This is a genomic window from Nonomuraea sp. NPDC003560, assembly GCF_042878785.1.
GTDB lineage: Bacteria > Actinomycetota > Actinomycetes > Streptosporangiales > Streptosporangiaceae > Nonomuraea.
Genome location: NZ_JBIAOF010000015.1, coordinates 162,065 through 175,167 on the forward strand (window position 1 = coordinate 162,065; position 13,103 = coordinate 175,167).

The 13,103-nt window shown below is 74.0% G+C and carries 11 protein-coding genes; 3 read left to right on the forward strand and 8 right to left on the reverse strand.

Annotated elements, in window-relative coordinates; genetic code table 11:
• Positions 1-62 precede the first annotated feature (62 nt).
• From ACFYUV_RS43745 to ACFYUV_RS43755, 3 genes are read right to left on the reverse strand one after another with little or no spacing between them, the layout of a single operon-like run.
• On the reverse strand, positions 63-1,076 hold the full coding sequence (locus ACFYUV_RS43745; RefSeq protein WP_387680130.1) for an NAD(P)/FAD-dependent oxidoreductase: 1,014 nt from the start codon (positions 1,074-1,076) through the stop codon (positions 63-65).
• 45 nt (positions 1,077-1,121) lie between these two features.
• Complete coding sequence (locus tag ACFYUV_RS43750) at positions 1,122-1,643, reverse strand: isoprenylcysteine carboxyl methyltransferase family protein (protein WP_387680132.1); 522 nt, start codon at positions 1,641-1,643, stop codon at positions 1,122-1,124.
• A gap of 34 nt (positions 1,644-1,677) precedes the next feature.
• Positions 1,678-2,742: a type III polyketide synthase gene (locus tag ACFYUV_RS43755; RefSeq protein WP_387680134.1), complete on the reverse strand. Its 1,065-nt coding sequence runs from the start codon at positions 2,740-2,742 to the stop codon at positions 1,678-1,680.
• A gap of 126 nt (positions 2,743-2,868) precedes the next feature.
• On the opposite strand from ACFYUV_RS43755, the gene ACFYUV_RS43760 reads away from it, so the two are divergent.
• Positions 2,869-3,741, forward strand: coding sequence for a UbiA family prenyltransferase (locus ACFYUV_RS43760; protein ID WP_387680137.1), 873 nt, complete (start codon positions 2,869-2,871; stop codon positions 3,739-3,741).
• 61 nt (positions 3,742-3,802) lie between these two features.
• Here ACFYUV_RS43760 and ACFYUV_RS43765 read toward each other — a convergent pair whose 3' ends face one another.
• From ACFYUV_RS43765 to ACFYUV_RS43775, 3 genes are all read right to left on the reverse strand, one after another.
• On the reverse strand, positions 3,803-4,960 hold the full coding sequence (locus ACFYUV_RS43765) for an NAD(P)/FAD-dependent oxidoreductase (protein ID WP_387680139.1): 1,158 nt from the start codon (positions 4,958-4,960) through the stop codon (positions 3,803-3,805).
• 50 nt (positions 4,961-5,010) lie between these two features.
• Positions 5,011-6,771 carry a glycoside hydrolase family 15 protein gene (locus ACFYUV_RS43770; RefSeq protein WP_387680141.1) on the reverse strand — a complete coding sequence of 587 codons (1,761 nt, stop codon included), beginning with the start codon at positions 6,769-6,771 and terminating at the stop codon, positions 5,011-5,013.
• A gap of 76 nt (positions 6,772-6,847) precedes the next feature.
• Positions 6,848-7,450 (reverse strand): hypothetical protein, encoded by a 603-nt coding sequence (locus ACFYUV_RS43775; RefSeq protein ID WP_358302308.1) that lies wholly within the window; start codon positions 7,448-7,450, stop codon positions 6,848-6,850.
• 63 nt (positions 7,451-7,513) lie between these two features.
• Here ACFYUV_RS43775 and ACFYUV_RS43780 point away from each other — a divergent pair, with 63 nt between their 5' ends.
• The gene (locus ACFYUV_RS43780) at positions 7,514-8,944 is read left to right on the forward strand and encodes a PLP-dependent aminotransferase family protein (protein ID WP_387680143.1); all 1,431 of its coding nucleotides are present in this window, start codon (positions 7,514-7,516) and stop codon (positions 8,942-8,944) included.
• A gap of 4 nt (positions 8,945-8,948) precedes the next feature.
• Here ACFYUV_RS43780 and ACFYUV_RS43785 read toward each other — a convergent pair whose 3' ends face one another.
• Positions 8,949-9,563, reverse strand: a complete 615-nt coding sequence (locus tag ACFYUV_RS43785; protein WP_352363435.1) for a trimeric intracellular cation channel family protein — start codon at positions 9,561-9,563, stop codon at positions 8,949-8,951.
• 11 nt (positions 9,564-9,574) lie between these two features.
• Positions 9,575-11,065: a peptide MFS transporter gene (locus tag ACFYUV_RS43790; protein WP_387680147.1), complete on the reverse strand. Its 1,491-nt coding sequence runs from the start codon at positions 11,063-11,065 to the stop codon at positions 9,575-9,577.
• A gap of 147 nt (positions 11,066-11,212) precedes the next feature.
• On the opposite strand from ACFYUV_RS43790, the gene ACFYUV_RS43795 reads away from it, so the two are divergent.
• The gene (locus ACFYUV_RS43795; protein ID WP_387680150.1) at positions 11,213-13,057 is read left to right on the forward strand and encodes an AMP-dependent synthetase/ligase; all 1,845 of its coding nucleotides are present in this window, start codon (positions 11,213-11,215) and stop codon (positions 13,055-13,057) included.
• Positions 13,058-13,103 lie beyond the last annotated feature (46 nt).

The window sequence follows — 13,103 nt, forward strand, 5'->3', positions numbered from 1 at the left end:
ACCGTCCTTGACGGGGACCGTGGGGGTTCATTATCGGCGTCCGGCCGGGGGCCGGGGAAGGCTCAGGCCAGCACGCGGACCACGCCGGCGAACAGGCGGGGCAGCCGGCGCGCCGCCGGGACCACCAGGCGGGCCGTGCCGGGACGGCGGGCGGCCTGCACCAGCGCCGCCGTCAGCAGCCGGTGCGTGCGCGACAGGCGCAGCCACGCGCCGTCGTAGTCCTGCGGACGGTCCGCCGCCAGGCACCCGACCAGCAGCTCCGCCGAGCGCACGGCCAGCGAGACGCCCTCGCCGGTGAGCGCGTCCACGTAACCGGCGGCGTCGCCGACCAGCAGCACGCGACCGGCCCGGCGGGAGCGCACCGCCTGGCGCAGCGGACCCGCGCCGCGCACCGGGGTGACGGCCGGGCCGCTCAGGCGGCGGGCCAGCCCGGGGAAGCCGCGCAGGTGCTCCTCGAAGCCGCGCCGTGCCGAGCTGAGCACCGCGACGCCCACCAGGTCGTCGCCGACCGGCGTGACGTACGCCTCGCCCGCCCCCGACCAGTGGACCTCGACGAAGTCGCTCCACGGCTCGATCCGGTAGTGCCTGCGCAGGCCGTACCGGCGGGGGCCGCGTACCGGCAGGTCGAGGCCGAGCGAGCGGCGCAGCGGCGAGTGCAGGCCGTCGGCGGCCACCAGCCAGCGGGCCCGCAGCCCGATCGCGCTCACGCCGTCGCGGTCCTGGTCGGCGCGGGTGATCCGGCCGGTGACCGTCTTGACGCCCAGCTCGGCGGCCCGCTGCCAGAGCGCGGCGTGCAGGCTCGTGCGCCGGACGCCGAGCCCCGGCCCGGCGGCGAACGCGGCCCGCGCCTCCCGCCGCCCGTCGAGGTAGTGGATGCCGCGGAAGCCCCGCCCCTCGACCGGCGCGCCCATCGCCGCCAGCGCGGCCACCCCGCCCGGCATGACGCCCTCGCCGCACGCCTTGTCCACCGGCGCGGCCCGCGGCTCGACGACCACCGCCTCCATCCCGGCCAGCGCCGCGTGGATCGCCGTGGCCAGCCCCGCCGGCCCCCCACCCGCCACCAGCACGTCGATCACCGGCCCGCCTCCCGATCGCCCGCCACGAGCACGTCGATCACCGGCTCACCCCCTGGTCGCGAGGGCGAGCGCGGCGTTCTCGCAGCGGATGCGCACCACCATCAGCGCGGCGTTGAGCAGCGTGAAGGCCAGCGCCGTCAGCCACGCCGTGTGCACCAGCGGCAGCGCCAGCCCCTCGGCCGCCACCGCCACGTAGTTGGGGTGCCGCAACCACGCCAGCCGGTACGGCCCCCGCCGCACCAGCGGCAGCCCCGGCACCACGATCACCTGCGTGTTCCACCGTGGCCCGAGCGCGGTGATGCACCACCACCGCAGCGCCTGGGCCGCCACGACCACCGCGAGCATCGGCCAGCCGAGCGCGGGCACGAACGGCCGCCCGGCCAGGGCCACCTCCAGCGGCGCGCACACCAGCAGCCCGGTGTGCAGGGCCACCATCCACGGATAGTGCCCCCGCCCGGTCACCACGCCGCCGCGCGCCATGCTCCACGCGGCGTTCCGCCTGGCGACGACCAGCTCGGCCAGGCGTTCCAGGCCGACGAGCATGATGAGCACCAGATACCAGGTCACAGGCCAACCACCAGCCGATCGCAGGGACGGGGGACTACCAGCGCAGCAGCACGAGCTCGGAGCAGAAACCGGGGCCCATCGCGATGACCAGCCCCCAGCTCCCCGGCGCGGGCGGCTCCCCGGCCAGGGTGTCGCCGAGCACGTGCAGGACCGAGGACGACGACAGGTTGCCGTTGGCCGCCAGCGAGCGCCACGTCACGTCGAGCGCGCCCACCGGCAGCTCCAGCACCTCCGACACCGCCTCCAGCACCTTCGGCCCGCCCGGATGGCACACCCACGCCGTCACCTCCCCGGGCGTGATCCCGTGCTCGGCCAGGAACCCGTGCACGTCGTCGGCCAGGTAGCGGCGCACCACGGCGGGGACGCTGGCGTCCAGCATGACCCGGAACCCGGTGTCGCCCACCTGCCAGCCCATGACGTGCTCCGAGCCGGGATACAGGTGGCTGCGGGTGGCGACGACCGCAGGCCCGGCGGCGGGCCCGGCCGTGCCCCGCCCGGCGCCGCTGGCGACCACGGCCGCCGCGCCGTCGCCGAACAGCGCGCTGGCGACCAGGTTCGCGGGCGAGGAGTCGCCGCGCTGCAGGGTCAGCGAGCACAGCTCCACCGACAGCAGCACGGCCACGTGGTCCGGCCAGCCGCGCAGGTAGTCGTGCAGCCTGGCGATGCCCGCCGCGCCCGCCACGCAGCCCAGGCCGAAGACCGGCACCCGCTTGATGTCGGGACGCAGCCCGAGCGCGGCGGCCAGGCGGGCGTCCACGGAAGGCGCGGCGATGCCGGTCACCGACGTGAACATGATCAGGTCGACGTCGGTCGGCTCCAGCTCGGCGGCGTCCAGGGCGGCCTTCACGCTCTCCAGCCCCAGCTCGACCGCGACGGAGACGAAGGCGTCGTTGGCCGCGCCGAAGCCGTTCAGCTTCTCGTAGCGGTCGATGGGCAGGGCGAGGTTGCGGTGCTCCACGCGGGCGCTGCGGTGCAGCCGGTCCAGCAGGCGGCGGTCGGCGCCGTCGGGCAGGCACAGGCGGGCGGCCATGTCGGTGAGCTCGGACTGCGGGTAGCGGTGGGGAGGGAACGCACAACGGACTGCGGAGATTCGGGTCATGCAGTGCTCCCTCGACAGGTCGCCCACAACATCCACTCCCCGCACGCTTCCCGCAAGGATGGTCATTTAAGCCATACGCGGCGCGTGGGAATTCTCGGTCCGGATCTCCCGGTCTACGATCACCGTGTGACCGACCCGGATCCCGCGGCCGCCGCCGCCGTGCGCGGCGGGCCGGTCCGTACGGCCGTCGCGCTGGCGCTGGCCTGCCATCCCGGCCCGACCGTGGCCGTGACCGCCCTGGTCACCGCGCTGGCCGTGGCGGCGGGCCGGGACCCGGCCGGGTGCGTCCTGGTGGCCGCCGCCGTGCTGGCCGGGCAGTTGTCGATCGGCTGGTGCAACGACGCGCTCGACGCCGGACGCGACGCCGCCGCGGGGCGCACGGGCAAACCGGCCGCCGACGGCACGGTGAGCGTGACCGCCGTGCGGGTGGCCGCGCTGGCGGCCCTCGCCCTGTGCGTGCCGCTCTCGCTGGCCTCGGGCCGGACGGCGGGGCTGGCGCACCTGGCGGGCGTGCTGGGGGCCTGGGGGTACGACTTCGGCCTGAAGGCCACCGTCCTGTCGTGGGCGCCGTACGCCGTCGGGTTCGGGGTGCTGCCGGCGTTCGTGACGCTGGGGCTGCCCGGGGAGCCGTGGCCGGCGTGGTGGGCGGTCGCGGCGGCGGCGCTGCTGGGCGTGGGCGCGCACCTGGCCAACGTGCTGCCCGACATCGAGGGCGACCTGGCGACGGGCGTGCGCGGGTGGCCGCAGCGGCTGGGCGCGGCGCGCGTACGGCTGCTGGTGCCGGTGCCCTTGGTGGCCGCCACCTGCCTGCTCGTCCTCGGGCCCGCGGGCGGCCCCGGGGTGGCGGGATGGGCGGCCATGGCGGCCGCGGTGCTGCTCGCGGCCGGGGGAGCGCTGCTGGCCGGACGGTCCGCGCGGGCGCCGTTTGTCACCGCCGTCGCCGTGGCGGCCGTGGACGTGCTCCTGCTGCTCGCCAACGGCGCCGCCCTGACGGCCTGAGCCAAGTGGGCCGTCCTGACGGTCTGGGCCGACGGTGCCGTCCTGACGGTCTGAGCCTCGGTCAACCGCGGTGGGGCAGGCGTGCCGCGCCGCGCAGCCAGCGCAGGCCCACCGCCAGGGCCAGCGGCGCGGGCACCGTCCCGGCCCCGAGCCCGACCTCCACCAGCAGGTCGAACACCTCCTTGCGGCGCGCGGCGGTCGCGATGGCCGCGTCGATGAACCCCGGCGACTGCGCCAGCCGGGCCAGCACGTCGGTCGTGCGCAGGTGCCGCCCCAGCGCGCCGCGAAGCTTGGCCCGGTACCGCGCCAGCGGGTCGCCCGCCGCCTCGACGACCGCCTCGGCCGCCAGCCGTCCCGACAGCAGCGCGTAGTAGATGCCCTCGCCGGTCAGCGGGTTGATCAGCCCCGCCGCGTCCCCGGCGAGCAGCACCCGCCCGGCGCCCGGCGCGGGCCGCCCGGTCGACAGCGGCAGGTGATGGGCGCGCAGGTCGCGCGCGGGCCGGTCGGGCAGCAGCTCGGCCAGCCTGCCGTGCAGCACCTGGCGGCCCGGCGCCCCCGCCGCCCGCAGCCGGGGCAGCAGCATGCCGAACCCGACGTTCGCGGTGCCGTCGCCGATCGGGAACGACCACGCGTAGGCCGGCCAGCCCGCCCGCTGCATCGCGATGAGCTGCACGTCGTCGGCCTCGGGCACGTCCGCGTAGCCGCGCACGGCCAGGGCGGTGTGCCGCTCGCCCGCCGCGGGCAGCCCGATCAGCCGGCGCACCGCCGAGTAGGCCCCGTCGGCCGCCACCACCGCGCGGGCCCGCAGCCGCCCGTCCAGGACGACCCAGGACCCGTCGTGGGCCAGCTCCCTGACGCGGTGGCGGCGCACCTCGACGCCCCTGGCCCCGGCCGCCGCCACCAGCCGCGCGTCGAACACCCGGCGCGGCACCACGTGGTTGGGCCGGGCCGCCTCGGCCGAGACGCGCAGCCCGCCCGGCGAGACCACGGTCAGCCGGGGCGTGGGCCGGTAGTCGTCGATGAGGTCCGGCAGGCCCAGCCGGGCCAGCTCGTCGCGGCCGTGCGCGGCGATGCCGTCGCCGCACGGCTTGTCGCGGGGGAAACCGGCCCGGTCGAGCAGGACCACGCGCAGGTCCGGCCGCAGCTGGACGGCCCGCAGCGCCGCCGCCGAGCCCGCCGGTCCCGCGCCCACGACTGCCAGGTCCCATTCCTCACCCATGCGAGGTCTTGTCCCACTCCGCGAGGTGGAGGAAACCCGTTCCCGCCGGGTCAGGCCCGCGACAGGGCGCGGGCGGCGTGGATCAGGGGCACGTGGCTGAACGCCTGCGGGAAGTTGCCCACCAGGCGCCCGTAGCGGGGGTCGTACTCCTCGGCCAGCAGCCCGACGTCGTTGCGCAGCTCCAGCAGGCGTTCGAACAGCTCGCGCGCCTCCTCCTTGCGGCCCTGCATCGCCATCACCTCGACCAGCCAGAAGCTGCACGCCAGGAACGCGCCCTCACCGCCGGGCAGGCCGTCGACGTCGTTGTCGGCGGCCAGCGGATAACGCAGGACGAACCCGTCGGACATGAGCTCCTTCTCGATCGCCGCCACGGTGCCGGTCACGCGGGGGTCGTCGGGCGGCAGGAAGCCCACGACCGGGATCATCAGCAGCGCCGCGTCCAGCTCCGACGACCCGTACGACTGGGTGAAGGTGTTGCGGTGGGGGTCGAAGCCCTTGTCGCAGATCTCGGCGTGGATCGTGTCGCGCAGCACGCGCCACCTGTCGACCGGGCCGGTGCGGCCGAAGCTCTCGACGTACTTGACGGCCCGGTCGAGGGCGACCCAGCACATCACCTTGGAGTGCACGAAGTGCCGGCGCGGGCCGCGCACCTCCCACAGGCCCTCGTCGGGCTCGTCCCAGTGCTCCTCCACGTAGTCGAGGAGCTGGCGCTGGATCGACCAGGCGCGCTCGTCGGCGGCCAGGCCGCGGGTGCGGGAGACGTACAGGCAGTTCATCACCTCGCCGTAGACGTCGAGCTGGAGCTGCTGGACCGCCTCGTTGCCGATGCGGACCGGGCGGGAGCCCTCGTAGCCGTCCAGCCAGTCGAGGCGCAGCTCGGGCAGGCGGCGCTCGCCGGCGACGCCGTACATGATCTGCAGGTCCTGGGGCCGCCCGGCGATGGTGCGCAGCAGCCAGGACCGCCAGTCGGCGGCCTCGTCGAGGTAGCCCGAGCTGATCAGCGCGTCGAGCGTCATCGTGGCGTCGCGCAGCCAGCAGAACCGGTAGTCCCAGTTGCGCACGCCGCCGATGTCCTCGGGCAGGGACGTGGTCGGCGCGGCCACGATGCCGCCGGTCGGCGCGTACGTCAGCCCCTTCAGCGTGATCAGCGACCGGGTCACCGCCTCCCGGTAGGGGCCCTGGTAGGCGCACTTGCCGACCCACTCGGTCCACATGGTCTCGGTCTCGGCGAGCTGCTCCTCGGCGTCGATGCGCGGCGGCATCGGCTCGTGGGAGGGGTGCCAGGTGAACACGAACGGCAGCCGGTCGCCCGCGTTGACGGTGAACGTGGCCCGGTGGGCGTAGTCGCCGCCCTTGAGCGGGACGGGGGAGTGCAGCCACGCCGAGTCGGGGCCGCCGACGGCCTGGAGGTGGCCGTTCGTCCGGCGCACCCACGGCACGATGCGCCCGTAGTCGAAGCGCACGCGCAGCTGGGTGGAGACCTCGACGCTGCCCGAGACCCCCTCGACGATGCGCACGACGTCGGGGTTCCGGTCGCGCGGGGGCATGAAGTCGATCACCCGGACCGTGCCGGTCGGGGTGTCCCACTCGCTCTCCAGGATGAGCGTGTCGGGCCGGTACCGGCGCCGGGTGGCCGGCCGCCGGGCCGCCGGCCCCAGCCACCAGTGGCCGTTGCGCTCGCTGCCGAGCAGGGCCGCGAAGCACGAGGGGGAGTCGAACCTGGGCAGGCAGAGCCAGTCGATGGAACCGTCCCTCGCCACCAGTGCGGCCGACTGCATGTCTCCGATCAGCGCGTAGTCCTCAATCCGCATGCCGAAGACGCTACTCGCGCGCGGGCGATCCCGCGCCGGGCCCGGCCTGTCGCGTCAGGACGGGCCCGGCGCGGGATCACGACAAGGGGAACCAGCGGGTGAACAGCTGGGTCAGCGGGCCGATGGCGAGGGCGAAGACCAGCGTCCCGACGCCGACGCTGCCGCCGAGCAGCCAGCCCACGGCCAGCACGGTGAGCTCGATGAGGAAGCGGGCCAGCCGGACGGACAGGCCGAGCCGCATCAGGCCGGTCATGACGCCGTCGCGCGGCCCCGGGCCCATGCCCGCCCCGATGTAGAGCACGGTGGCCAGCGCGATCGCGACCACGCCGAGCGCCACGTACAGCGCCTGGACGGCCAGGTGGGACGGCGTGGGCAGCAGCAGGATCGCCGCGTCGGCGAACAGGCCGAGGAACACCACGTTGCTGATCGTGCCGAGGCCGGGCCGCTGGCGCAGCGGGATCCACAGCAGCATCACCAGGGCGCCGACGCCGATGATGACGGTGCCGATGGACACGTCCAGCCGCAGGGCCAGGCCCTGGTGGAAGACGTCCCAGGGGTCGTTGCCGAGGCCCGACTCCACCTGCAGCCCGATGCCGGCGCCGTACAGGGCCAGGCCGCCGTAGAGGCGCAGGAGGCGGGAGGGGAGGGAACTCAGGCGGGGGACGGTTGCTTCGCTCATGATGGCCCTATGGTGGCAGGCCAACTGGTTGCCAAAACAGGGCCAATCGTGGAAAGTGGCCTTATGAGGCATTTGTCGGCTACGCAGGTGGCGCGGCTGGTCGACGTCGATCCGGCCGCGCGGCCGTACTACCGCGCCCTGGCCGACGGCGTGCGCGCGCTCATCATGGACGGCCAGATCCCCGTACGCGTGCGCATGCCCGCGGAGCGCCACCTGGCCGAGACCCTGGGCGTCAGCCGCACCACCGTCACCTCCGCCTACGACCTGCTGCGCGAGCGCGGCTACCTCGACAGCAGGCAGGGCTCGGGAAGCTGGACCAGCCTGCCCGACCCGGCCACCACCCGCGAGAACCCCTGGCTGTCCACCGGCGACGACGGCCTGATCCAGCTCCACTGCGCCGCCCCGCCCGCGCCGTCCGCGCTGCGCGAGGCCATGGCCGAGGCCCTGGACGACCTGCCCAGGTACGGCATGGGCAACGGCTACGACCCCATGGGCCTGCCGGTCCTGCGCGAGCGCGTCGCCGCCCGCTACACCGAGCGCGGCCTGGCCACCCGGCCGGACCAGATCGTCGTCACCACCGGCTCCCAGCACGCCATCCAGCTCGTGGCCGGGCTGCTGATCGGCCCCGGCGACCCCGTCATGGTCGAGTCGCCGACCTACCCGCACGCCATCGACGTGGCCCGCCAGCACGGCGCCCGGATCGTGCCCTTCGGCATCTCGCACGAGGGCTGGCAGCCCGACCTGATGGCCGCCACGATGCGGCAGTCGGCCGCCCGCCTGGCCTACCTCATGCCCGACTTCCACAACCCCACCGGCGCCCTCATGGACGACGCCACCCGCGCCGCCGTCGCCGGCGCGGCCCGCCGCAACGACGTCATCCTGCTGGTCGACGAGACCTGGAGCGAGCTGGCCCTGGACGACGTGCCGCGCACCGCGCCGATGGCCGCCTTCGACACCGACAGCCGGGTGATCAGCATCGGGTCGGCGTCCAAGCTGTGGTGGGGCGGCCTGCGCATCGGCTGGATCCGCACCACGGCCGCCCTGGCCCGCCGGCTGGCCCGGCACCGCGCGGTCGTCGACATCTCCAGCCCGGTCATGGAGCAGCTGGTCACCGCCCGCCTGTTCGAGCGGATGGCGCAGACCCGCGCCGAACGCCTGCGCGGCCTGCGCGCCTCGCGGGACGCGCTGACCGCCGCGCTGGCCCGGCACCTGCCGGAGTGGACGTACACGCTGCCGCGCGGCGGCGGCACGCTGTGGGTGCGGCTCAACGGCGACACCTCCACCACGCTCGCCGACGCCGCCGTCTCCCACGGCGTGCGCCTGGCCCCCGGGCCCTGGTTCGGCCTGGAAGGCACGCTGGAGGGCTACCTGCGGCTGCCGTTCACCCTGCCGCCCGAGACGGTGGCCGACGCCGTCGCCCGCATCGCCCGCGCCCGCGTCCAGGGCCCCACCGGCGCCCGCCGCCACCCCGACTCGCTCGTGCCGATGGTGTGAAAGGTCAGGAATGTTCCTCGGCGCCCTTGGCCAGGGGCGCCCGCCAGTTGCGGCGCATCGCGGTGATGCGCAGGCCGAAGGCCAGCAGCGCGGCGGCCAGCGTGGCCGGCCAGCCGTGCAGCCCGGCCGTGGACAGGCCCGCCATCACGGCCGAGCCCAGCAGGGCGGGCACCGCGTAGAGCTGGCGGTCGTACAGCAGCGTGGGGATCTCGCCGGCCAGCACGTCGCGGATCACGCCGCCGCCGACGGCCGTCGTGACGCCGAGGATGGTGGCGTGCAGCGGGCTGAGGCCGTACTCCAGGGCCTTCTCGGTGCCGACGGCCGCGAACAGGCCGAGGCCGGCCGCGTCGAGCACGAGGATGACCGGCATCACGCGGGCCACGTGCGGATGCCAGAAGAAGACGATCACCGTGGCGGCCACCGGCACCAGCACGTAACCCAGGCTCTGGAAGGCGGCCGGCCGCACGTTGAGAATGAGATCGCGGACCAGGCCGCCGCCGAGCGCGGTCATCTCGGCCAGGACGCCCATCCCGACCACGTCGAGCCGCTTGCGCACACCCATGAGCGCACCGGTCAGTGCGAAGACAAAAATACCGACAAGGTCGAGAATTTCAGACACGTTGGATGTTTTTACCGGATCGGCGGCATGGCCGCCGCATGGTAGTGCTCGGCCATGAGCACCCGCAGTTTCCGCGTGAACAGGAACATCGCCACCCCGGCCGCGATCGCCATGATCGCCAGGACGAGGTAGTACATCGGGTCGGACAGGTACCGGGTGAGCCGCCCCGTCTGGCCGCCCACCGCGTCGCCCACCGACACCGCGATGAACCAGATCCCCAGCATCTGCCCCTTGAACGCCTCCGGCGCCAGCTTCGTCGTGACCGACAGCCCGACCGGGCTCAGCGACAGCTCGCCGAACACCTGGATCAGGTAGACCAGCACCAGCCACCACACCGACACCCGCCCGCCGGTCGCCAGCCCGGCGGCGATCGCCATCACCACGAAGCTCAGCCCCACCATGACCAGCGCGAACCCGAACTTCTGCGGCGTGCTCACCCGCACCCCGAGCTTCACCCACAACGCCGCGAACACCGGCACGAAGATCATGATGAACAGCGGGTTGAACGACTGCGTCGTCGCCGCCTGGATCGGCACCCCGAACAGCTCCAGCCGGGTGTGGTCGGCGGCGAAGAACAGCAGCTTGCTCGGCGCCAGGTCGTAGATCATCCAGAAGATCGCCGCCGCGACGAACAGCCAGATGTAGGCCTTCATCCGGCTGCGCTCCTCGTCGGTGAGGCTGTGGCTGCCCAGCAGGATGTAGGCGAAGTAGACCACCGGCACGATCAGGATGACGATCGTGATCGCCAGCGCCAGGCGGTCGATGGTGAGCGTGCCCGTGGCCGCCCACGCGCCGAGCGCGAGCGCGGTCACCGCCACGCCCGCCCCGGCCACCCGGCCGAACCGGCGGCGCTCGGGCGGCGTCAGCCGGACGCCGGGACGCTCCCCGACGCCGCGCAGGTTCCGGCCGCCCCAGACGTACTGCAGCAGGCCGAGCGCCATGCCGACGGCGGCGGCGCTGAAGCCCAGGTGCCAGCGGTCGCCGTCGGCCAGCCAGCCGACGACGAGGGGCGCGAAGAAGGCGCCCAGGTTGATGCCCAGGTAGAACAGGGAGAAGCCGGCGTCGCGGCGGCCGTCCTCGTCCTCGCCGTACAGGCGGCCGACCATGACCGAGATGTTCGGCTTGAGCAGGCCCGTGCCGCTGATGATGAGCAGCAGCCCCAGCCAGACGAAGAACGACGTCGTCACCGGGATCGCCATGCTGATGTGGCCGAGCATGATGACGAACCCGCCCCAGAACACCGACCTGCGCGCCCCCAGCACGCGGTCGGCTATCCAGCCGCCGGGCAGCGCCACCAGGTAGATCAGCGCCCCGTAGACGCCGACCACCGCCTGCGCGGTCTCCTGCGACATGCCGAGGCCCTTGTGGGCCGGCGAGGCCGCCATGAACGTGGCCAGGATCGCCCGCAGGCCGTACCAGCTGAAGCGTTCCCACATCTCCGTGGAGAACAGGGTCGCCAGCCCCCACGGATGCCCGAAGAAGGTCCTTCCGCCCTTGCTCATGCCCACCCCCCGAGACACGTACGGCACCTGGACGATCACTCTACGTGACCGCCCCGACTGTTTCCCGCCTGGGTCTTGCCGCTGTCCGGAGGGTGTGGTGCGATGCATGCCACCTGTGCAAGTGATTACTGACTGGAGGCGGGTGCCATGGCCGAAGTCCTCGACGTACGGGCCGACATCGAGCGGGAGATCGCCGGTCGCACGGTCTGCGAACAGCTCAGGCAGGTGGCCGCCCGGCACCCCGACGCACCCGCGTACTCCGACCCCGAAGCCTCCGGCGGCTGGACGACGTTGACCTACGGGCAGGCGCGGCGGCGCATCCTGGAGATCGCGGCCGCCTTCGCCGCCCTCGGCCTGCGGCGCGGCGAATCAGTCGCGATCATGATGGTCAACCGCAGCGAGCACGTGCTGGCCGACCTCGGCGCCGTGCACGCCGGCGGCGTGGGCTGCACGGTCTACTCCACCTTCGCGCCCGACCAGATCGCGTTCGTGGCCGGCGACGTGGGCGCCCGCTTCGCCGTGCTGGGCGGCCCCGCCGAGCTGGCCCGCTGGCAGCCGGTGCTCGACCGGCTCGACGGCCTGCGCCGGATCATCATGCTCGACGGCGCCCCCGACGACGAGCGCTTCCTGTCCTGGGCCGACTTCCTCGACCTGGGCCGCGCCCGCCTGGCCGAGGACGAGGCCGCCGTCGAGGCCCGCGCCCGCGAGGTGGCCGCCGGCGACGTCGTCACCGTGCTCTACACCTCGGGCACCACCGGCATGCCCAAGGGCGTGCCGCTCACCCACACCAACGTCTTCTACGAGGCCGCCGCCACCGACCGCATCACCTCGCTGCCGACGCACGGCACCCAGATCTCCTACCTCACCTACGCCCACATCGCCGAGCGCATCCTCAGCCTCTACCTCCCGCTGGTCAAGATGTCGCACGTGCACTTCTGCACCGACCTGGCCAACCTCGGCGCCACGCTCGGCCAGGTCAGGCCGATGATGTTCTTCGGCGTGCCGCGCGTGTGGGAGAAGATGATGGCCCGGCTGCTGGCCGTGCTCGCCACGCAGCCGCCCGAGCAGCAGGCCGCCGTACGCGAGGCCATGGCGGCCGGCGCCGCCTACGTCGAGGCCGGCCAGTACGGCGGCACGATCACCCCCGAGATCCAGGCCGCCTACGACAAGGCCGACGCGGCCCTGCTGTCGGTCGTCCGCGGCATGATCGGCTTCGACCGCGCCGAGTGGACCGCGACCGGCGCCGCCCCGCTGCCCGCCGAGGTCCAGCACTTCTACGCCGGCCTCGGCCTCAAGGTCATCGACGTCTACGGCATGACCGAGACCACCGGCGCCTTCACCGGCAACAGCCCCTCCTGCTACCGCCTGGGCACCGTCGGCAGGGCCGAGCCCGGCGTCGAGGTGCGCATCGCCGAGGACGGCGAGATCCTCACCCGCAGCCCGCTCAACACCGGCGGCTACCTCAACCGCCCCGAGGCCACCGCCGAGCTGCTCGACGCCGACGGCTGGCTGCACACCGGCGACATCGGCACGGTCGACGACGACGGCTTCTACCGCGTCGTCGACCGCAAGAAGGAGCTCATCATCACCGCCGGCGGCGAGAACGTCTCGCCCGCCGAGATCGAGAACCACCTCAAGGAGCACCTGCTCATCGGCCAGGCCCTCGCCTACGGCGACAACCGCCCGCACCCGGTGGCCGTCCTGACCCTCGACGGCGAGACCGCGCCGGGCTGGGCGCAGGCCCGCGGCATCGGCTTCACCTCCCTGGCCGAGCTGGCCGAGCACCCCGACGTCCTCAAGGAGGTCGCGGCCGCCGTCGAGGCCGCCAACGCCAGGCTGGCCAGGGTGCAGCAGGTCAAACGGTGGGCGCTGCTCGGCACCGAGTGGACCGCCGAGACCGAGGAGCTCACCCCGAGCCTGAAGCTGAAGCGGCGCGTCATCCATGCCAAGTACGCCGACGTCATCGAGTCCCTCTACGGCGAGGCGCGCTGATCTGCGGCCCCCGTCGGCTTTGCCATAAGGGGTGCGTGTCGCGGTC

Excerpts from the sequence above, each read along its gene's own strand:
- ACFYUV_RS43765 (WP_387680139.1), bottom strand. The coding sequence starts at position 4,960 with ATGGGTGAGGAATGGGACCTGGCAGTCGTGGGCGCGGGACCGGCGGGC.
- ACFYUV_RS43795 (WP_387680150.1), top strand. The coding sequence starts at position 11,213 with ATGGCCGAAGTCCTCGACGTACGGGCCGACATCGAGCGGGAGATCGCC.
- ACFYUV_RS43755 (WP_387680134.1), bottom strand. The coding sequence starts at position 2,742 with ATGACCCGAATCTCCGCAGTCCGTTGTGCGTTCCCTCCCCACCGCTAC.
- ACFYUV_RS43780 (WP_387680143.1), top strand. The coding sequence starts at position 7,514 with ATGAGGCATTTGTCGGCTACGCAGGTGGCGCGGCTGGTCGACGTCGAT.
- ACFYUV_RS43775 (WP_358302308.1), bottom strand. The coding sequence starts at position 7,450 with ATGAGCGAAGCAACCGTCCCCCGCCTGAGTTCCCTCCCCTCCCGCCTC.
- ACFYUV_RS43770 (WP_387680141.1), bottom strand. The coding sequence starts at position 6,771 with ATGCGGATTGAGGACTACGCGCTGATCGGAGACATGCAGTCGGCCGCA.
- ACFYUV_RS43790 (WP_387680147.1), bottom strand. The coding sequence starts at position 11,065 with ATGAGCAAGGGCGGAAGGACCTTCTTCGGGCATCCGTGGGGGCTGGCG.